This window comes from Sedimenticola thiotaurini (genome assembly GCF_001007875.1).
Taxonomy (GTDB): Bacteria; Pseudomonadota; Gammaproteobacteria; order Chromatiales; family Chromatiaceae; genus Sedimenticola; species Sedimenticola thiotaurini.
This window is the reverse complement of sequence record NZ_CP011412.1, coordinates 895,662-913,820: the sequence shown is the minus strand read 5'-3', so window position 1 is coordinate 913,820 and position 18,159 is coordinate 895,662. Positions and strand designations below refer to the sequence as shown.

At 53.8% G+C, this 18,159-nt stretch carries 18 protein-coding genes; 17 read left to right on the top strand and 1 reads right to left on the bottom strand.

Annotated features, from left to right (window positions below; all coding sequences use genetic code 11):
• Nucleotides 1-52 precede the first annotated feature (52 nt).
• The 14 genes from rpoE (at nucleotide 53) to AAY24_RS03985 (ending at nucleotide 13,141) form a co-directional block, all read left to right on the top strand.
• The gene (gene rpoE, locus AAY24_RS04045) at nucleotides 53-628 is read left to right on the top strand and encodes an RNA polymerase sigma factor RpoE (protein ID WP_046858602.1); all 576 of its coding nucleotides are present in this window, start codon (nucleotides 53-55) and stop codon (nucleotides 626-628) included.
• A 42-nt stretch (nucleotides 629-670) separates the two neighbouring features.
• On the top strand, nucleotides 671-1,249 hold the full coding sequence (locus AAY24_RS04040; protein ID WP_046858601.1) for a sigma-E factor negative regulatory protein: 579 nt from the start codon (nucleotides 671-673) through the stop codon (nucleotides 1,247-1,249).
• Nucleotides 1,250-1,263: 14 nt separating this feature from the next.
• Nucleotides 1,264-2,223, top strand: a complete 960-nt coding sequence (locus tag AAY24_RS04035) for a MucB/RseB C-terminal domain-containing protein (protein WP_199930487.1) — start codon at nucleotides 1,264-1,266, stop codon at nucleotides 2,221-2,223.
• Nucleotides 2,224-2,230: 7 nt separating this feature from the next.
• Nucleotides 2,231-2,719: a SoxR reducing system RseC family protein gene (locus AAY24_RS18850; protein ID WP_082117020.1), complete on the top strand. Its 489-nt coding sequence runs from the start codon at nucleotides 2,231-2,233 to the stop codon at nucleotides 2,717-2,719.
• A 20-nt stretch (nucleotides 2,720-2,739) separates the two neighbouring features.
• Nucleotides 2,740-4,191 carry a DegQ family serine endoprotease gene (locus tag AAY24_RS04030; protein ID WP_046858599.1) on the top strand — a complete coding sequence of 484 codons (1,452 nt, stop codon included), beginning with the start codon at nucleotides 2,740-2,742 and terminating at the stop codon, nucleotides 4,189-4,191.
• Nucleotides 4,192-4,197: 6 nt separating this feature from the next.
• Complete coding sequence (locus tag AAY24_RS04025) at nucleotides 4,198-4,452, top strand: glutaredoxin family protein (protein WP_052761045.1); 255 nt, start codon at nucleotides 4,198-4,200, stop codon at nucleotides 4,450-4,452.
• Nucleotides 4,453-4,630: 178 nt separating this feature from the next.
• Nucleotides 4,631-6,436 carry a translation elongation factor 4 gene (gene lepA, locus AAY24_RS04020; RefSeq protein ID WP_046858597.1) on the top strand — a complete coding sequence of 602 codons (1,806 nt, stop codon included), beginning with the start codon at nucleotides 4,631-4,633 and terminating at the stop codon, nucleotides 6,434-6,436.
• A 73-nt stretch (nucleotides 6,437-6,509) separates the two neighbouring features.
• On the top strand, nucleotides 6,510-7,328 hold the full coding sequence (gene lepB, locus AAY24_RS04015; protein WP_046858596.1) for a signal peptidase I: 819 nt from the start codon (nucleotides 6,510-6,512) through the stop codon (nucleotides 7,326-7,328).
• A gap of 50 nt (nucleotides 7,329-7,378) precedes the next feature.
• Nucleotides 7,379-7,756, top strand: coding sequence for a DUF4845 domain-containing protein (locus tag AAY24_RS04010; RefSeq protein ID WP_046858595.1), 378 nt, complete (start codon nucleotides 7,379-7,381; stop codon nucleotides 7,754-7,756).
• Nucleotides 7,753-8,430, top strand: a complete 678-nt coding sequence (gene rnc, locus AAY24_RS04005; RefSeq protein WP_046858594.1) for a ribonuclease III — start codon at nucleotides 7,753-7,755, stop codon at nucleotides 8,428-8,430. The genes AAY24_RS04010 and rnc overlap by 4 nt, the downstream gene beginning before the upstream one ends.
• Entirely contained in the window at nucleotides 8,423-9,322 is a 900-nt protein-coding gene (era, locus tag AAY24_RS04000) for a GTPase Era (protein WP_046858593.1), read from the top strand. The genes rnc and era overlap by 8 nt, the downstream gene beginning before the upstream one ends.
• Before the next feature lie 20 nt (nucleotides 9,323-9,342).
• Nucleotides 9,343-10,035: a DNA repair protein RecO gene (gene recO / locus AAY24_RS03995; protein ID WP_234422238.1), complete on the top strand. Its 693-nt coding sequence runs from the start codon at nucleotides 9,343-9,345 to the stop codon at nucleotides 10,033-10,035.
• 40 nt (nucleotides 10,036-10,075) lie between these two features.
• A complete protein-coding gene (gene pdxJ / locus AAY24_RS03990; protein WP_046858591.1) occupies nucleotides 10,076-10,813 on the top strand; it encodes a pyridoxine 5'-phosphate synthase in 738 nt (245 codons plus the stop codon).
• A 180-nt stretch (nucleotides 10,814-10,993) separates the two neighbouring features.
• A complete protein-coding gene (locus tag AAY24_RS03985) occupies nucleotides 10,994-13,141 on the top strand; it encodes an EAL domain-containing protein (RefSeq protein ID WP_052761044.1) in 2,148 nt (715 codons plus the stop codon).
• A gap of 21 nt (nucleotides 13,142-13,162) precedes the next feature.
• Here the strand turns inward: AAY24_RS03985 and AAY24_RS03980 are convergent, their stop codons facing one another.
• The gene (locus AAY24_RS03980) at nucleotides 13,163-14,632 is read right to left on the bottom strand and encodes a cobyric acid synthase (RefSeq protein WP_046858590.1); all 1,470 of its coding nucleotides are present in this window, start codon (nucleotides 14,630-14,632) and stop codon (nucleotides 13,163-13,165) included.
• Nucleotides 14,633-14,847: 215 nt separating this feature from the next.
• Between AAY24_RS03980 and AAY24_RS03975 the strand changes: the two genes are divergently transcribed.
• The 3 genes from AAY24_RS03975 to dsbB all read left to right on the top strand — a co-directional run bounded on the left by AAY24_RS03975 (nucleotide 14,848) and on the right by dsbB (nucleotide 18,152).
• Entirely contained in the window at nucleotides 14,848-15,951 is a 1,104-nt protein-coding gene (locus AAY24_RS03975) for a saccharopine dehydrogenase family protein (protein ID WP_046858589.1), read from the top strand.
• An 18-nt stretch (nucleotides 15,952-15,969) separates the two neighbouring features.
• A complete protein-coding gene (amaB, locus tag AAY24_RS03970) occupies nucleotides 15,970-17,514 on the top strand; it encodes an L-piperidine-6-carboxylate dehydrogenase (RefSeq protein WP_046858588.1) in 1,545 nt (514 codons plus the stop codon).
• Nucleotides 17,515-17,642: 128 nt separating this feature from the next.
• Nucleotides 17,643-18,152 (top strand): disulfide bond formation protein DsbB, encoded by a 510-nt coding sequence (dsbB, locus tag AAY24_RS03965; protein ID WP_046860993.1) that lies wholly within the window; start codon nucleotides 17,643-17,645, stop codon nucleotides 18,150-18,152.
• Nucleotides 18,153-18,159 lie beyond the last annotated feature (7 nt).

The window sequence follows — 18,159 nt, the reverse complement described above, 5'->3', positions numbered from 1 at the left end:
CAACCACATTGAGTATGGAGCATCGCTTGCCACTATCAGAGGTCATGCCCTGATGGGGGAACGGCAGATAGACCAGGAGTTGGTCGAACGTGTTCAGCGTGGAGACAAGAAAGCCTTTGATCTGCTGGTGCTCAAGTACCAGCAAAAAGTGGCAAATCTGGTCTCCCGCTATGTAAGAGACCCCAGTGAGACGCTTGATGTGACTCAGGAAGCTTTTATCAAGGCATACAAAGCTTTACCAAACTTTCGTCAGGAGAGCGCATTTTATACCTGGCTCTACCGTATTGCCATTAATACCGCAAAGAACTACCTGGTCGCACAGAAACGCCGCCCCCCCAGTTCGGATATTGATGCCGAGACCGCCGAGCAGCTGGATGTTGGTGTCCGGCTAAAAGAGCATGCCACGCCGGAACACCATCTGCTGGAGAAGGAGATCGCAGAGACAGTCAATCGGGCGATTGATGAGCTTCCGGAAGATTTGCGCATCGCCATTACCCTCAGGGAACTGGAAGGTCTCAGTTACGAGGAGATTGCGAAGGCAATGGATTGCCCGGTAGGAACCGTAAGATCGAGAATATTTCGTGCCCGTGCAGCGATAGATGCGAAATTACAACCGCTTCTGAGCTGATACTTTGAACAGCAGTATCATATCGACCGGTCGGATAAGACAATGACAGACGATATCAATAAGCAGATTTCCTCCCTTCTGGATAGTGAACTGGAGCAGGATGAGATCCGTCAGACCCTGGATCTGCTCCAGGAGAACGAGTCGCTTCGTAATCGATGGGATCGCTATAACCTGATTGGTGATGCCATGCGTGGCGAGGCTATCCGTTTTTCCAACCCGTCCATTGCGGATCGGGTGCAGGCCAGGCTGGAACAGGAACCTATGGACTTTTCCAATGTCCGGGACTTTCCTTCTGTCCGTCCAAAACGGTTTCCGCCACGCTGGTACAAAGCGGCCGGTGGGGCGGCACTGGCAGCTTCCGTGGCGGTTGTAACAGTACTGTCGTTTCCGCAGTTCACCGGCTTCTCTCCGGAAGGTGGTGGTCCACTGGTAGCGGAGCAATCCACGCCGAATCCCGCTTCATACCTGGTGCAGTCCAGCACGCGCTGGAAGAATCTCTCAGAACCCAAAGTAGAATCAAAACTGAATAACTTTCTGATCGAGCACAATGAGTTTGCAGCACCCGGTGGTATTGGTGTCGTACCCTATGCCAATTTTGTCAGCTACGACAGTAATCGCTGAACCGCATGAAATTTATGCATATTTTAACGACATTGTTGCTGGTCGGGGTATCGCTGGGTGCCGCGGCCGATAGCGGTGAAGATGATGTAAATTTCTGGTTGCAGCGAATGGTCAATGCCGTACATTCGCTGAATTACGATGGCACTTTCATCTTTCTGCATAATACCCAGTTGGAGAGCATGCAGATCATCCATACAGTGGATGACAATGAAGAGCGAGAGCGCCTTATCTCCCTGAATGGCGTGGCACGGGAGGTATTCCGGGATGGTGCATCGGTCACCTGTATCGCCCCGGACAGAAAATCCGTATCAGTGGGAAACCGGCTCAGCGGCCAGGGCTTTCGGGCAATTTTCTCGGTCGATGTGGGGCAGCTTTCCGACTACTACGATTTTCATCTGCTTGGAGAAGAGCGGGTCGCCGGCCGGCAGACCCGGGTGGTGGCCATCATTCCGCAGGATGCCTACCGTTACGGTTATCGTCTCTATCTGGATAAGGAACATGCATTCCCGTTAAAGACCGATATGTTGAATTTGTCCGGTGTACCCATATCCCAGCTGATGTTTACCCAACTGGATGTGCACAACAGTTCGCACGAGATTGACGAGATCTCATTGGAAGGTAAAGAGGATTATCGCTGGATCCAACAGAAGCCGATGCGCACCATATCCGATAAACAATTCTCCGGATGGTCTTTCGAAGCACTACCGGAAGGTTTCGACGTAACACTGCACTCGAAACGGCGGGTAGGCAAATCGGGAGATGAAATTGATCATTTCGTCCTTTCCGATGGTCTGGCGTCACTCTCTGTCTACATTGAAGTTGATGACAATGTGGGGCTGAGGGGAGGTTCCACCATGGGAACCATTAATGCGTACGGTACGACCATTTCGGGTCATCAGATAACGGCAGTGGGCGAGGTTCCGGATAAGACCGTTGAACGGATTGCCAATTCACTGCGTTTTTCACAAGAGTGACCGGGTTGTGATAGAAGAGAGCGCCATAGTAACAGCCACAGAAGGGGAGTTTGCCCGGGTCGAAACCCAACGGGCGAGCAGTTGTGGCGGCTGTGAAGCAAAAAGCAGTTGCGGTACATCTGCGCTGGCCAAGGTTTTTGGAAATCGCAGAACTGTCGTTAAAGTATTGAATCCGATCGGAGCTGAATCCGGTGACAGGGTGATAGTGGGGCTGGATGAGTCGGTTCTGACTCGCGCTTCATTTCTGTTTTATATCGTGCCACTGCTATCGCTGCTTGCCGGTAGTATTCTGGGGCAGTCATTCGCTGAACTGTTTAATTTGTCATCCACGGAACCACTATCTATCGTCAGTGGTCTACTGGGACTGTTGATTGGACTCGCCTGGATACGAAGGTTTGCAACCCGGAGTAGTAAAAGTAACGCCTATCAGGCAGTGATTCTCCGCCGGGCCGGTTCTGTTCACGTCATAGACGGAATAAGCAAGAACACTCTGTAATAAATTACGGGAGCACATTTATGAAAGCGGCGTGGTTGAAAAATCGCTTTACCCCCATCTCATTGATCCTGCTGCTCTGGCTGGCGGCTTCCACCATCCAGGCTCAGACTTTACCTGATTTTACGTCGCTGGTTGAGAGCAACAGCCCATCCGTGGTCAACATCAGCACCAAACAGCACAAGTCAATTTCGAATCGAATAAACCGTCAGTTCCAGATCCCAGAACTGCCGGAAGGGAGTCCTCTGAACGAGTTTTTCCGTCACTTCTTCGGCGAAGGCGGGCCGGGGCTGCCGGGGGAGTCGGAACCACGGCAGTATGACTCCCGTTCACTGGGTTCCGGATTCATTATCTCGGATGACGGCTACATCATGACCAATTTCCATGTAGTCAATGGTGCAGATGAAATCCTGGTCAGACTGAGTGATCGGCGGGAGTATCTGGCGGAAGTGATCGGCATGGACAAAACCAGCGATGTGGCTCTGTTGAAAATCGATGCCACCGGATTACCCAAAGTTAAGATCGGCACTACCCGCAAGCTGAAAGTTGGCGAATGGGTGCTGGCTATCGGTTCCCCATTTGGATTCGATCACTCGGTTACAGCGGGTATTGTGAGCGCGAAAGGCCGTAGTCTGCCAAATGAGAATTATGTCCCCTTTATCCAGACGGACGTGGCCATTAATCCGGGTAACTCCGGTGGACCGCTGTTTAATCTGGATGGCGAGGTGGTGGGTATCAACTCCCAGATATACAGCAGGACGGGTGGTTTCATGGGGCTTTCATTTGCCATCCCGATTGAGCTGGCCATGAATGTGGTGGATCAGTTGCGCACCAGCGGTGAAGTGAAGCGCGGCTGGCTGGGTGTGATGATCCAGGATGTTACCCGTGAACTGGCCGAGTCATTCGACATGGAGTACCCCTACGGTGCCCTGATCGCCAGGGTGGTGGAGGGCAGCCCGTCAGACAAGGCTGGTCTGGAAGTGGGTGATGTGATTCTGAAATACAACGGCACCAAGCTGGAGAGCTCTTCCATGCTGCAGCATCTGGTAGGGGCCAGCGCCATCAACAAACCGGCCGAACTTGAAATTCTCCGTAATGGCAAGCGCAAAACCATTCAGGTCACGATCGGCGAATTGAAGTCCGATATGGCACAGCTTGACGGGGCGACCCAGGAGAGTGTCTCCAAGCTCGGTATGAGTGTGATAGATCTGGATGATCTGGATAGTGATATCCGGAATCAGTACAAGCTTAACAATATCAAGGGCGTGTTTGTGCAGTCAGTTACCGATGGGGCCGCAAAACAGGCCGGCATCGAACCGGGAGATGTCATCCAGATGATCAACCGGGTCAGGGTGTCGACGGTGGAAGAGTTTGATGAAGTGGTGAAGAAACTGCCCAGGGGGGCGACCGTGGCGGTGCTGGTCCACCGTCGGAATGGTGCACGCTTCATCCCTCTGATGGTGCCGAAAGAGTAACCGGGAGTGAGCCGGCAACTCTCTTTTTACTATCGCGATGGCTGCCACCTCTGTGACGACATGTGGCAGCATCTTCAATCCCTACGAGAGACACTGGCGTTTGAATTGGCGTCGATCAATGTGGACAGCGATCCCGATCTGCAGCGCCGCTATGGAACCCTGATCCCGGTGCTGGCTTCGGAGGAGGAGATAATCTGTCACTACTATCTTGATCCCGTTGGCCTGGAACGGTTTCTCGGGGCTGGATCAGGCACTGAATGAGGCTATTTGAGTACTGTACAATCTGGGGTATCATGTAACATTCGCGGGGAAAGTTATTCCATCCGAAGTGCGACGGAACTTTTTAATAAAGTTCCGTTTTTTTCAATTGGTTACATGATTTTGTTAATCTGTAATCTTTGGCTGTACCACCCAGGGTTCATTACGCAGTAGACCATTCATGACAGATCTCCAGCATATCCGCAATTTTTCAATCATAGCCCACATCGATCATGGCAAATCGACCATCGCTGATCGATTTATCCAGATTTGTGGTGGTCTCACCGAGCGGGAGATGGAAGCGCAGGTACTGGATTCCATGGATCTTGAGCGGGAGCGCGGCATTACGATCAAGGCCCAGAGTGTCACCCTGAATTACACCGCACCGGATGGCGAGACTTACCGACTCAATTTCATCGACACTCCCGGGCATGTCGACTTTTCCTATGAAGTATCCCGTTCCCTGGCTGCCTGTGAAGGGGCGTTACTGGTGGTGGATGCAGCTCAGGGCGTGGAAGCTCAGAGCGTGGCCAACTGTTACACCGCCATTGAACAGGGTCTGGAGGTGTTGCCGGTCCTTAACAAGATCGATCTGCCGGCGGCTGAGCCGGAGCGGGTGATTACGGAAATCGAAGAGATTATCGGCATTGAGGCGCATAACGCAATCCGCGTCAGCGCCAAGACCGGAGTCGGTATTCCTGATCTGCTGGCTCAACTGGTGGAGTTTGTGCCACCACCCCAGGGCGATATCGAAGCCCCTTTGCAGGCACTGATTATTGACTCCTGGTTTGACTCCTATGTCGGCGTGATCTCGCTGATCCGGGTATTTAACGGACGGATAAAACCCAAGGACAAGATGCTGATCATGTCGACCGGTCGGGTGTTCCAGGTGGAGAAGGTCGGTGTATTTACCCCAAAGCGGGAGAATCGCCCCGAGCTCGGCCCGGGAGAAGTGGGCTACGTAATCGCCGGGATCAAGGATATCAATGGCGCTCCGGTTGGGGATACCCTGACCCTGGCGGATAACAAGGCAGCCTCCGCGCTGCCGGGATTCGCCGAGATGCGCCCCCGGGTCTTCTCCGGGCTCTATCCGGTCAGCTCGGACGACTATGAGAATTTCCGGGACGCCCTGCAGAAACTGAAACTGAATGATGCGGCGCTGCATTATGAGCCGGAGACCTCGCAGGCGCTCGGGTTCGGATTCCGTTGTGGTTTCCTCGGCATGCTGCACATGGAGATCGTGCAGGAGCGCCTGGAACGGGAATACGACCTGGATCTGATCACTACCGCGCCCACGGTTATCTATGAAGTGGAAAAGACCGACGGTACTGTTGTGATGGTGGATAATCCGGCCAACCTGCCGGCACCCAATCAGATTGCGGAGATTCGTGAGCCCATCATCGAGGCGCATATTCTGGTGCCCCAGGCCCACCTCGGCAGTGTCATCACACTCTGTATCGAAAAGCGTGGTCAGCAGAAAAATCTGCAATACCTCGGGGGCCAGGTTCAGGTCACCTATGAACTGCCGATGAATGAGGTGGTGCTGGACTTTTTTGACCGACTCAAGTCGGTCAGTCGTGGTTATGCTTCATTTGAATATGAGTTCAAGCGCTTCCAGGCCGCCAGCCTGGTGAAGCTGGATATTCTGATCAATGGTGAGCAGGTTGATGCGCTCTCCCTGATTGTGCACAAAGACAACTGCGAAGCCAGAGGACGTGAGATCACCTCCCAGATGAAGGAGCTGATACCCAGGCAGATGTTCGAAGTGGCCATTCAGGCGGCCATTGGTAGCAAGATCATCGCCAGAACCAACGTCAAGGCGTTGCGCAAGAATGTGACGGCTAAATGTTATGGCGGCGACATCACCCGTAAACGCAAACTGCTTGAGAAGCAGAAAGCGGGCAAAAAACGGATGAAACAGGTCGGTCGCGTAGAGATACCACAAGAGGCCTTCCTCGCTGTTTTGCGAGTCGGAAAGGACAACTGATTGTCCGGCATGGGTGCTGGGCAGTGATTTTAAAGACTACACAATGTAGTTCGAGACCGGGTTGGAACCGCTTATGAATTTAGATTTTCCCCTGTTTCTGGTCATAGCAACTTTTTTGACCGGCTTTATCTGGCTGATTGACGCGCTGTTCTTCGCCCGTAAACGCAAACAGCGGGCCAGTGGGGATGAAAATCCCAAAGAACCGCTGTTGGTGGAGTACTCCCGCTCTTTCTTCCCGGTCATCCTCGCCGTGCTGGTATTGCGCTCTTTTGTGGTGGAACCATTCCGGATTCCGTCCGGTTCCATGATGCCCACGCTTCTGGTGGGGGATTTTATCCTGGTCAACAAATTCTCCTACGGCATCCGGCTTCCGGTACTGAATAAGAAAGTGATTGATGTGGATGAACCCAAACGGGGTGATGTGGTGGTGTTCAAATATCCGCAGAATCCGCGCGTGGATTATATTAAAAGGGTGGTGGGTGTACCTGGGGACACCATCAGTTACAGCAATAAGACACTCTACATCAATGGGGAAGCCCAGCCGCAACGCCATGTTGAGATCTACACCGGCGTCGGCAGCGGGGCACGTGAGACCGGTGCACTGAAGAATATCGAACAACTGGGTGATGTCGAGCATGAGATTCTCATCAACCCGCGAGCTCCCGATTTCGGTTATGGTTGTCAGGTTCTGATGCGCGGCACCTTCACTGTACCGGAAGGACACTATTTCGCCATGGGTGACAACCGGGACAACAGTAACGACAGTCGGTGCTGGGGCCTGGTACCGGAACATCTGCTGGTGGGCAAGGCGTTCGCTATCTGGATGAACTGGGATTCGAATATGCCCGGTTTCCCGGTCACCTGGAACCGAATCGGAAATGGCATCAACTAGATTGGCTGCGATACCAAGTTTGAACTGATAGAAGATCAGGGGAGAGCGAAATGGAAAGTGGATTGAAGAAACAGAAGGGGATGACCCTGACGGGCTGGATGACAGTCATTGCATTGATTCTGTTTTTTGCCATGTTGGGTATGAAAATCGGTCCGATTTACCTTCAGAATCTGACCGTCAAGGATGTGGTCGAATCGCTGAAGGATGAACCGCTGATTACCAAGCGTTCCTCCAGCCAGGTGAAAAGCATGATCATGAAGCGCCTGGATATTAACAGTGTCTATGATCTGAAGAGTGATAACGTAACGGTCAAAAAGAGCCCGGGCATCATGAAGGTGTCGATCGACTATCAGGTTCAGAAAAAGCTGGTGGGCAATATGGATATCCTGGTGACCTTTTCTGACGAGATAGAGCTGATTTCAAATTGAGAGAACCGGTTGAACGCTTATGTCGCTCTATAGGCTATCAATTCAATAACCTGGGGCTGGCAGAGACGGCACTGACTCACCGCAGTGCCGGTAGTACCAATAATGAACGCCTGGAGTTTCTCGGGGATGCCATACTTGGCTTCGTGATAGCGGACTATCTCTATGCCAACTATCCTGCTGCCGATGAAGGCCAACTCAGTCGGCTACGGGCAGGTCTGGTCAAGGGCGACTCACTGGCCCAGATTGCCAGGAATCTTGAACTGGGTAAGTTCCTCAATCTTGGTACGGGGGAACTCCGCAGCGGCGGACACTCGCGTGGTTCCATTCTGGCAGATGCGGTAGAAGCGCTGATCGCGGCGGTCTATCTGGATGGGGGCTACTTGGAAGCGCGTCGGGTAATTCTTCAATTGTTCGAAGAGAAGCTGTCGACTCTGAGTAAAAAGTCACAACAGAAAGATCCCAAGACCCGGTTACAGGAGTTGTTGCAGTCGCAGAAGAAGCCGCTGCCAAGTTACACCATTATCAGCGTTACCGGCGAGCAGCACGAACAGTGCTTCACCGTCAGTTGTCGGGTCGATGAACTGGACCTCAGAACTGAAGGAACGGGTAGTAGTCGCAGAAAAGCTGAGCAGGATGCTGCCAGTAAATTCCTGAGGAAAATAGATAATGTCTGATCCGCAGAAAAGTCGTTGCGGTTTTTGTGCCATTGTGGGTCGTCCCAACGTTGGCAAATCGACACTGCTGAACCGCATGATCGGTCAGAAACTGGCGATTACCTCCCATAAGCCCCAGACAACCCGGCACAGTATTCTTGGCGTTAAAACCACCGATACCGCACAGATCATTTACGTGGATACACCGGGCATCCATAAACGGGGCGATCATGCCATGAATCGCTATCTGAACCGGACCGCCCGATCCGCTCTGGCGGATGTGGACCTGGTGCTGTTTGTGGTGGAAGCATTGCGCTGGACGGAAGAGGATCAGTCGGTGCTGGATGCCATTAGCCGTCTTAAGATGCCGGTCTTGCTACTGGTCAACAAGATTGACATGGTAAAAAACAAGGACGAACTGCTGCCCTATCTGCAGGAGATCTCTGGAAAATTTGATTTTACAACCGTGATACCCCTGTCAGCCCGCAAGGGCGACAATCTGGAACCCCTGGAGAGACAGGTGATTGCCGCCTTGCCGGAAGGTGAGCAGATCTTTCCGGAGGATCAACTGACTGATCGCTCGGAACGTTTTTTTGCCGCCGAATTGATACGCGAACAGTTGACCCGGCGCTATGCTAAAGAGATTCCCTATGCACTGACAGTGGAGATCGAAAAATTCGAGGAAGAGGGGAATCTTTATCGCATTCACGGGCTGATCTGGGTGGAGCGTGAAGGGCAGAAGAACATCATCATCGGCGCCAAGGGGGAAGCCTTGAAAGAGGTCGGTACCCAGGCTCGCAAGGAGATGGAGAAATTCTTTGACAAAAAGGTCTTTCTGCAGCTCTGGGTCAAAGTCAAAAAGAGCTGGTCGAGTGATGAAGGTGCCCTGTCCCGCCTGGGATATGGTGATTGAGTAATAGCGGGACGCCGGCTTTGTCTGCCGCATTCCTGTTGCATCGGCGCGACTACTCCAACAGCAGCCTGCTGTTGGAGTGTTTTACCGAGCAGTTGGGCCGATTCCCGGCGGTCGCCAAAGGGGTTACCGGTCGGGGGAAATCGGCTTCCGGTCTGCTGCAGCCTTTTGTGCCGTTGCAGATCGAGTGGCGGGGCCGGGGCGAGGTGAAAAGTCTGGTCAGCTATGAACCGGATGGTCGTATGTTCCGGCTGGAGGGAACCGCGCTTTTCTGCGGATTTTATATCAACGAACTCCTGATGCGACTGTTGCAACGCAACGACCCCCATGAAAAGCTGTTTCGTAACTATCGGGAACTGCTCAAACAGCTGGATGCATCCGGTATCAATGAGGCGTCTCTGCGCTATTTTGAACTGGATATGTTGGTTGAGTTGGGTTACGGCATCGAATTAACCGTCAATATGGAAGATGGCTGTCCGGTGGAAGCCGACAGGTGGTACCGGTTTGTACAGGAGAGCGGCGTCATTGAGTGCCCCCCTGAAACTGAGCATGCCATCAGTGGCCAGACGTTGCTATCATTGGCCTCCCGTTCCCTGGAAGCGTCCTGGCAACTGAAAGAAGCACGTAACCTGCTGCGTACCGTGCTGGGTTTTTATCTGGGTGATAAACCATTGAAGAGCAGGGAACTATTTCGTCACGCCCATCGCTCCTGACGAATCCGGTTGAAGCAAAACAGCTATTTAAATAAACATCATGAATATGTCATATCCGAAACTTCTTGGCGTCAATATCGACCACGTGGCCACACTGCGGCAACAGCGTGGAACACGGTATCCCGAACCGCTGCAGGCCGCCCTGGTGGCTGAACAGGCGGGGGCCGACCTGATCACCGTTCATCTGCGGGAGGATCGGCGGCATATTCAGGATCGTGATGTGGAGATGCTGGCCGATGTGCTGCAGACACGCATGAACCTGGAAATGGCGGCAACTTCCGAAATGTCCTTGATCGCCCGCCGGATCGGACCGTCGGATTGCTGTATTGTTCCGGAACGGCGCCAGGAATTGACCACGGAAGGGGGGCTTGATGTTGCAGCCAACCGGGCATATCTGGCCGACTATTGTGCCGAACTGGATGAGGCTGGTATTAAAGTTTCCCTGTTTATAGATGCGGACGAAAAACAACTGGAAGCGGCCTGTGAGATCGGCGCTTCCGCAGTGGAGATCCATACCGGGCATTTTGCTGATGCCAAGAACCGGGCTGAAAAAGAGATACAGCTATTGAAAATTCAGCATGCGGTGGCAATGGGTGTCAAAATTGGTCTGCAAGTGAATGCCGGGCACGGGCTGGATTATCACAATATCACCCCGATCGCCGCCATCCCCGGAATTCGGGAATTCAATATCGGTCATTCGATCATCTCCAGAGCGCTGTTTTCCGGCCTGGCCAGTGCGGTAAAGGAGATGAAAATACTCATCCAGGATCCTGTCTGAATGACGCCGGTTGAAAAGCCTCCTGCCCACGAGCCGCTAAAGTCGGCTGCCCACTGGTCGCTAACCGTAGTATAGAGGCCGACGCGTTCCCCCGTGAGAGAATCCGCCGGACCTGTAACCTGAATCCGCCGGATCTGGTGAATACAGATCCAGGGTGACAGCACTCTTCCGGTCTGAGCTTTGAAATCAATCGATCAACAGATAAGCCTGTTCGCCAAGCTGCCAATTGTTAGGCTGGTGATCCTGGCGGTGCTTGTCTGGAGCGGATTGGTTGGTTATTCACTGGAATGGAATATCAGCAATCTGAAGGATGAACAGGCAAACCTGGCCATCTATGCGGCGAGATCCAACTGGAACAAGGACCAGGCCTTTCGTCAGTGGGCAACCACGCATGGTGGTGTATATGTGCCCCCGACAGAACGCACACCGCCCAATCCCTATCTGTCCCATATCGGACGGCGTGATGTGGTGACCACAGATGGCATGAAACTTACCCTGATGAACCCCGCCTACATGCTTCGGCAGATGACAGAAGAGTTCGAGGATACCTATGGCGTAAAGGGGAAAATTACCGGAAAAATTACCATCAACCCCAACAATAACCCGGATGCGTGGGAGTTAGCGGCCCTGGAACGGTTTGAAAAAGAGAAGATTCCGGAGGTAATAGAGCAATCGGTAATCGATGGTGCCCCCTACATGCGGTTTATGAAACCGATGTATATGAACAAGGGGTGCGAAGTATGTCATGCAGCAATGGGCTTTAAGGATGGTGATCTGCGGGGTGGTGTCAGTATCGCCATACCCATGACGCCATACCTGGATGCCATGCGCGACACATCCCGTTCCATGATAGTGATCCACCTGGTAGTCTGGTTGGTCGGCGTGGGTGGATTTGTCGCATTTGCCCTCTATGCCTGGCATCGGCACGTGGAGCGCAGTGCCCTGTTAAGCAAGCTGGAACACGGCGCACTCTACGATTCACTGACCGGTCTGCCAAACCGCTTTCTGTTCAGTGACCGCCTGAATCTCTCCATGGCCAAGTTTCACCGGGATACATCCCACCGTTTTGCGGTCTGTTTTGTCGATCTTGACCGATTTAAAAATCTTAATGACAGCTTTGGTCACGCGATGGGTGATGAGCTGTTGAAAGCGGTATCCGAACGTTTCAGTCAGGTACTGCGACCCTCCGATACCGTGGCCCGCATGGGTGGGGATGAGTTCACCTTCCTGCTGGACGATCTTAATCAGCCCCAGGATGCCTATCAGATTACCGAGCGTATTCTCCATGCCGTTGAAACGCCGTTTCAAATCAATGGACAATCGGTCAATGTGGGCGCCAGCATCGGTATCTGTCTGGCAGATAGTAAATACAAGAGTGCGGAAGAGATGTTGCGGGATGCCGATACCGCCATGTATCGCGCCAAGGCTCTGGGCAAAGGCCGGATCGATATATTCGAACCGGCCATGCATGCCGAGGTGGCCAGGAGCACGCGGATCGAGCATGATCTGCATACGGTTCTTGAAAGGGACGAGCTGTCCATTCACTACCAGCCCATCGTAAACCTGGAAACCGAACAGGTTGATGGTTTCGAGGCCCTGCTTCGCTGGCATCACCCGTTTCTGGGTAATATTTCACCCGATCAGTTCATACCCATTGCTGAAAACACCGACGTCATTGAGCATATAGGCCAGTGGGTTATGGAAAACGCCTGCCAGCAGTTGAACGACTGGAACAGGCGTTACGCCAGTGGACGCCGTTTTTTTATATCGGTGAATCTCTCTGCCAGACAGGTAAGCCGCCCGGGCTTTGTCGATGTACTGCAGGAGACCCTTAAGCGGCTCGAGTTTGACCCCGCCTGCCTCCATTGTGAAGTGACCGAGACCCTGCTGATTACTGATCAGGTGACGACACTGGAAAATATGTCCCGGCTTCGGCAACTGGGGGTCCACCTGAGTGCCGACGATTTCGGCAAAGGCTACAGTTCCCTTACCTATCTGCAGAATTACAACTTTAATGTACTGAAGATAGACAAACAGTTTGTGCAGGATATGGGCACCCGGAAAAAGGACAGTCGGCTAGTGGGATCACTGCTTCGGTTGGCCCGGGATTTTGACCTCTCCGTGGTGGCCGAGGGTGTGGAAACCCGGGAACAGATGGAGAAACTACAGGAACTGGATTGTCGCTGGGCACAGGGGTTCTACCTCTGTCGACCATCAACACCGGAAGTTATCGAGCAGCTGCTTCGGAGTGATGCCCAACTGCATGTGGATACCTTGCTGGCGGCGCTGAACGAAGCGGAGATGCATCACATCTCCAAGGTCGGCTAGGCGAGTTTTTGTGACGCGCCCCTATAGGCCTTTTGCAATCCGGATGATTTTTTCAATATCCAGATGCTCCTCGGCGGCATTGGCCAAGCGCTCGATACCCGCTTCACGCAGCTGGTGATAATCGGGGGTCTCTACCTGTTCCAGTCCAGCCCAGGCGAGGAGTGTTGAGCAGGCTTCCCGGGTTTCAAACAGTCCGTGCAGATAGGTTCCGGCTACCTGGTTATCCTCAGATAGTGCGCCATCCTGCCCCTTTTCCAGTACCACCAGCGGTCGGGATAGTCCTGTTCCGTAACTGATGCCCATGTGTATCTCATAGCCGCTGACCGGTGCCCCTTGCCCCATGGCCAGTTCACCCTTCACCAGGCGCAGCTGTTTCTCCCTCTCCAGGGTGGTCTCTATATTCAGCAAACCCAACCCCTTGCTGCTGCCGGGCACTCCCTCAATACCCTCCGGGTCATGTATGGCGGTACCCAGCATCTGGAATCCACCACATATCCCCAGTACCTTGCCACCGTAACGAAGGTGTTTTCTGATCGCCTGATCCCATCCACTCTCAAGCAGGTAATCCAGGTCCGAACGGACACTCTTGGAGCCCGGCAGGATGATCAGGTCTGCCCCAGGGATATCCTCTCCGGGACCGATCCAGCGTACATCCACCTGGGGATGCAGGGCGAGGGGGTCCAGGTCGGTATGGTTGCTGGTTCGCTGCAACCAGGGAATCACCACCCGCAGCGGTTTATCCACACTGGCTTCGACAGCCGAATGGGTCAGGCTGTCTTCCGCCTCCAGATGCAGCCCTGCCAGATAGGGTAGGACGCCGAGTACCGGTTTACCCGTCTTCTGCTCCAGCCAATCAAGCCCCGGTTGCAGAATAGTGACATCGCCACGGAACCGGTTGATCACAAACCCCTTGATACGGGCCTGTTCGCTTTCCGATAGCAGTGCCAGGGTGCCGACCAGGTGGGCAAAAACACCGCCTTTATCAATATCCGCCACCAGCAGGACCGGGCAGTCGACCGCTTCTGCAAAGCCCATGTTGGCCACATCGTTCTGGCGCAGGTTGATTTCAGCCGGGCTGCCGGCACCTTCTACCAGGATGTAGTCATAGTCAGCCTGCAAACGGCCATGGGATTCAAGAATGGCCGGCATGACCCTGGGTTTATAGGCATGGTAGCCCCACGCCTCCATGTTGTCCTCCGCCGGCTGGCCCTGAACAATCACCTGGCACCCGGTATCGGTATTGGGTTTGAGCAGTACCGGGTTCATATCGATGTGTGGCTCCAGGCCGGCTGCCTGGGCCTGTACCGCCTGGGCCCGGCCGATCTCTCCACCATCCGGTGTTACCGCACTGTTCAATGCCATGTTCTGTGGTTTGAACGGCGCCACTGACAGGCCTTTCCGTTTGAATACGCGACAGAGGGCGGCCACCAAGGTGCTTTTGCCCGCATCGGAGGTGGTGCCTTGGATCATCAGGGTTTTATTGTCTGACATGGGAGTAGGCGAGTGGTCGAGTTGATTTTTAAGCCGGATCGGACTGCGGGTCGTCGGTTGTATGGGATAGGGCGGTAATTCCCCAGGAGGGTGCTAAGCTCTCCTGTATCAAGCACAGGATTTTACCATACTCGATTGCATGCGTACGGCGGTCTGCAATAACCGCTGCCCGGTGCACCCTGAAGCGCAGATAGCCACCCAGGCGGGGAGGTTGTATGTATAAGCTGGTCATCATCGGCGCCGGAAGGATCGGGGCTTCGATTGCCCGGCTACTGGATGAGAGTGGCGATTATGAACTTCTGCTGGCTGATCAAAACAGTCACGCACTGGATGCCCTCAAGTTCACTGATCGGGTCGCAAAACAGCTGCTGAAGATCAGCGATTCTCAAAGTCTGGTCAGTACGTTACAGGGTTGTGAGGCGGTGGTCTCGGCCTGTGGGTATGATGTTAATCCGGTTATCGCTGAGGCGGCAGCCAAGGCCGGTGTCAGCTACTTCGACCTGACCGAGGATAATGCCACCACCCAGGTTATAAAACGGATCGCGGAAGGGGCGGGGACAGGGCAGACCTTTGTTCCCCAGTGCGGTCTGGCCCCCGGTTTTATCGGCATACTCGGTTTCCACATGGCACAGCAGTTTGAGCAGTTGGATAACCTGAAACTGCGTGTCGGTGCACTGCCGGAATTTCCCAACAACAACCTGATGTACAACCTGACCTGGTCTACCGAGGGCTTGATCAATGAGTACTGTAACCCCTGTTACGCCATCCGAGCCGGGCAGCCTGTGGAACTGACGCCACTGGAGGGGCTGGAGACTTTCTCCCTGGATGGGACCTCCTACGAGGCGTTCAACACCTCCGGTGGATTGGGCACCCTCTATGAAACCCTGCGGGGCCAGGTATCTGACCTCACCTACAAGACAATCCGTTACAAGGGACACCAGTACCTGATGAATTTCCTGATCAATGACCTGAAACTCGGGGAGCAGCGTGAGTTGCTTAAACAGCTTTTTGAGAAAGCACTGGCAGTGACCCGGCAGGATGTGGTGCTGATCATGGTTACCGCAACCGGCACTATTAACGGGAAATTCATGCAAATCACCGACAGCCGGAAGGTCTATCATGGGGATGTGGGTGATGAGCACTGGGGTGCCATCCAGATCACCACTGCCGCCAGCCTCTGTACGGTGCTGGATCTTTTCTTCACCAAGCGACTGCCACAGCAGGGTTATGTGCGCCAGGAGCAGATCGATTTCAATGACTTTATACAGAACCGTTTCGCCGCCTGTTATCGGATAGCCGGTAGACCACGTGGCAGATAATAACCTGGGGACGGTGTAATGAAACGTAACCTGATAGAAGATCTGGGGCTGACCATCGATCAGAGTAAAGGAGTGTTTCCCGCCATCCTGGGTGCTGATCTGCAACTGGCGGGGCAGGGGGGGGCAACCCCACTGTTTACGCCTGTTGATGGCGCTGCCCTTGGATCGCTGCGGATGGCATCTGTTGAACAGGTTGAACAGGCCATTGCCCGGGCAGAGGCGGCATTTCTGCAACTTCGAACCATACCCGCTCCACAGCGGGGTGAATTCGTGCGCCTACTTGGCAACCTGTTCCGTGAGCATAAGCAGGTGTTGGCAGAGTTGATCACCCTGGAGTGTGGAAAGATTCTGCAGGAGTCGCTGGGCGAGGTGCAAGAGGTGATCGATATCTGCGATTTCGCTGTTGGCATATCCCGCCAACTGCACGGACTCACCATCGCCAGTGAACGGCCGGATCACCGCATGATGGAACAGTGGCACCCGTTAGGGCCGGTAGCGACCATCACCGCATTCAATTTTCCCATGGCGGTATGGGCCTGGAATGCCATGCTCTCTTTTGTCTGTGGTGATCCGATTATCTGGAAACCTTCGGAGAAAACCCCGCTCTGTGCCTTGGCCTGCCAGAAACTGATCAACCAGGTGCTGCGGATGATCCCGCAGTTCCCCAGCGGAATTGCTCAGGTTGTGATCGGTGATGCACAGGTCGGGCAACAGTTGGCTGCCAGTCGGCGCATCGCCCTGGTCTCTGCCACCGGTTCTGTGTCCATGGGTAAGCAGGTGGCAACCACGGTGGCGGGACGCCTGGGCAGATCCTTGCTGGAGTTGGGTGGCAATAACGCCATGATCGTCGCTGAATCGGCCGACCTGGATATGGCATTGCGGGCTATCGTGTTCTCTGCCGTGGGTACCTGTGGTCAGCGCTGCACCTCACTCAGGCGACTGATTGTACAGGAGTCGATTGCTGAACAACTGCTGCAGCGGCTCCGTCCATCTTACGCTTCCCTGAGTATAGGTGATCCGTTTTCTGACTCAGTGCTGGTCGGCCCGCTAATCGATCTGCAAGCCTTCGAAAAGATGCAGAGTGCTATTCAGATCGCCCTGGAAGAGGGGGGGGAGTTAATCTGTGGTGGCGAGCGGGTCATGGTTCCGGGTAAGGAAGGGGGGATCTACGTAAAACCGGCGATCATCCGAACGCCACATACAGCCAGTGTGATTAAACAGGAGACCTTCGCGCCTATCCTGTACGTGATGACTTTTTCCACTGTTGCCGAGGCGATCGAGATTCAGAACAGTGTACCCCAGGGGCTATCATCGGCCATTTTTACCCGGGACCTGGGGGAAGCCGAGCTGTTCCTCTCTCCACGGGGTTCAGACTGCGGTCTGGCGAATGTGAACATCGGTACGTCCGGCGCCGAGATTGGGGGGGCATTCGGTGGTGAAAAGGAGACCGGTGGCGGTCGGGAGTCCGGTAGTGATGCCTGGAAGAACTATATGCGCCGCGCTACCAATACAATCAACTATGGTTCTGATATCCCATTGGCACAGGGCATCCAGTTCGGCTAAAACTTGTTGTGGATACCGTTCAGTCATTGATGTGACCGTTGGTCGCGGGTATCCTTTGCTATCGAATTAGCGCGGCAGGAGTGGAGTATTGATTGCCTGCCTTTTCCCGGGACTTGTTCGGCCTGCCCATGCTCAAAATTTTCAATCAGTTATCACACCATCGTCCGGCCTGGATTTTATTGGCATTGACAGCGTTGTTTCTGGAACTGTCCGCACTGTTTTTTCAATATCAGTTGAAACTGGCTCCCTGCGTGCTCTGTGTTTATGAAAGAACCGCCGTTATGGGGATCATGGTCGCCGGGATTGTGGGCTCTCTGGCGCCGGGACTACTATTGGTAAGGGCTATGGCAATACTGATCTGGGGCAGCAGCGCTGCCTGGGGTCTGCAACTTGCGCTGAAACACACCGGCATACAGCTCTCTCCCTCCCCTTTGAATACCTGTGATTTTGCCGCCAACTATCCCGATTGGGCCAAACTCGATGAGTGGTTCCCCTGGCTGTTTCAACCCACCGGGTTTTGTGAAGATATTCAGTGGCAATTTCTTGGCTTCACCATGCCCCAAACCATGATAGGAATATACGTCATCTATCTGGTGGTTCTGCTGGTGGTGGTTTTGTCCCAGTTTGCCCGGAAGTAGCTTAGCC

Bases quoted from the DNA above. Each gene is read 5' to 3' on its own strand.
- rpoE (WP_046858602.1), top strand. From the start codon at position 53: ATGGGGGAACGGCAGATAGACCAGGAGTTGGTCGAACGTGTTCAGCGT.
- AAY24_RS04040 (WP_046858601.1), top strand. From the start codon at position 671: ATGACAGACGATATCAATAAGCAGATTTCCTCCCTTCTGGATAGTGAA.
- AAY24_RS04035 (WP_199930487.1), top strand. From the start codon at position 1,264: ATGCATATTTTAACGACATTGTTGCTGGTCGGGGTATCGCTGGGTGCC.
- AAY24_RS04030 (WP_046858599.1), top strand. From the start codon at position 2,740: ATGAAAGCGGCGTGGTTGAAAAATCGCTTTACCCCCATCTCATTGATC.
- lepA (WP_046858597.1), top strand. From the start codon at position 4,631: ATGACAGATCTCCAGCATATCCGCAATTTTTCAATCATAGCCCACATC.
- lepB (WP_046858596.1), top strand. From the start codon at position 6,510: ATGAATTTAGATTTTCCCCTGTTTCTGGTCATAGCAACTTTTTTGACC.
- AAY24_RS04010 (WP_046858595.1), top strand. From the start codon at position 7,379: ATGGAAAGTGGATTGAAGAAACAGAAGGGGATGACCCTGACGGGCTGG.
- era (WP_046858593.1), top strand. From the start codon at position 8,423: ATGTCTGATCCGCAGAAAAGTCGTTGCGGTTTTTGTGCCATTGTGGGT.
- pdxJ (WP_046858591.1), top strand. From the start codon at position 10,076: ATGAATATGTCATATCCGAAACTTCTTGGCGTCAATATCGACCACGTG.
- AAY24_RS03980 (WP_046858590.1), bottom strand. From the start codon at position 14,632: ATGTCAGACAATAAAACCCTGATGATCCAAGGCACCACCTCCGATGCG.
- AAY24_RS03975 (WP_046858589.1), top strand. From the start codon at position 14,848: ATGTATAAGCTGGTCATCATCGGCGCCGGAAGGATCGGGGCTTCGATT.
- amaB (WP_046858588.1), top strand. From the start codon at position 15,970: ATGAAACGTAACCTGATAGAAGATCTGGGGCTGACCATCGATCAGAGT.
- dsbB (WP_046860993.1), top strand. From the start codon at position 17,643: ATGCTCAAAATTTTCAATCAGTTATCACACCATCGTCCGGCCTGGATT.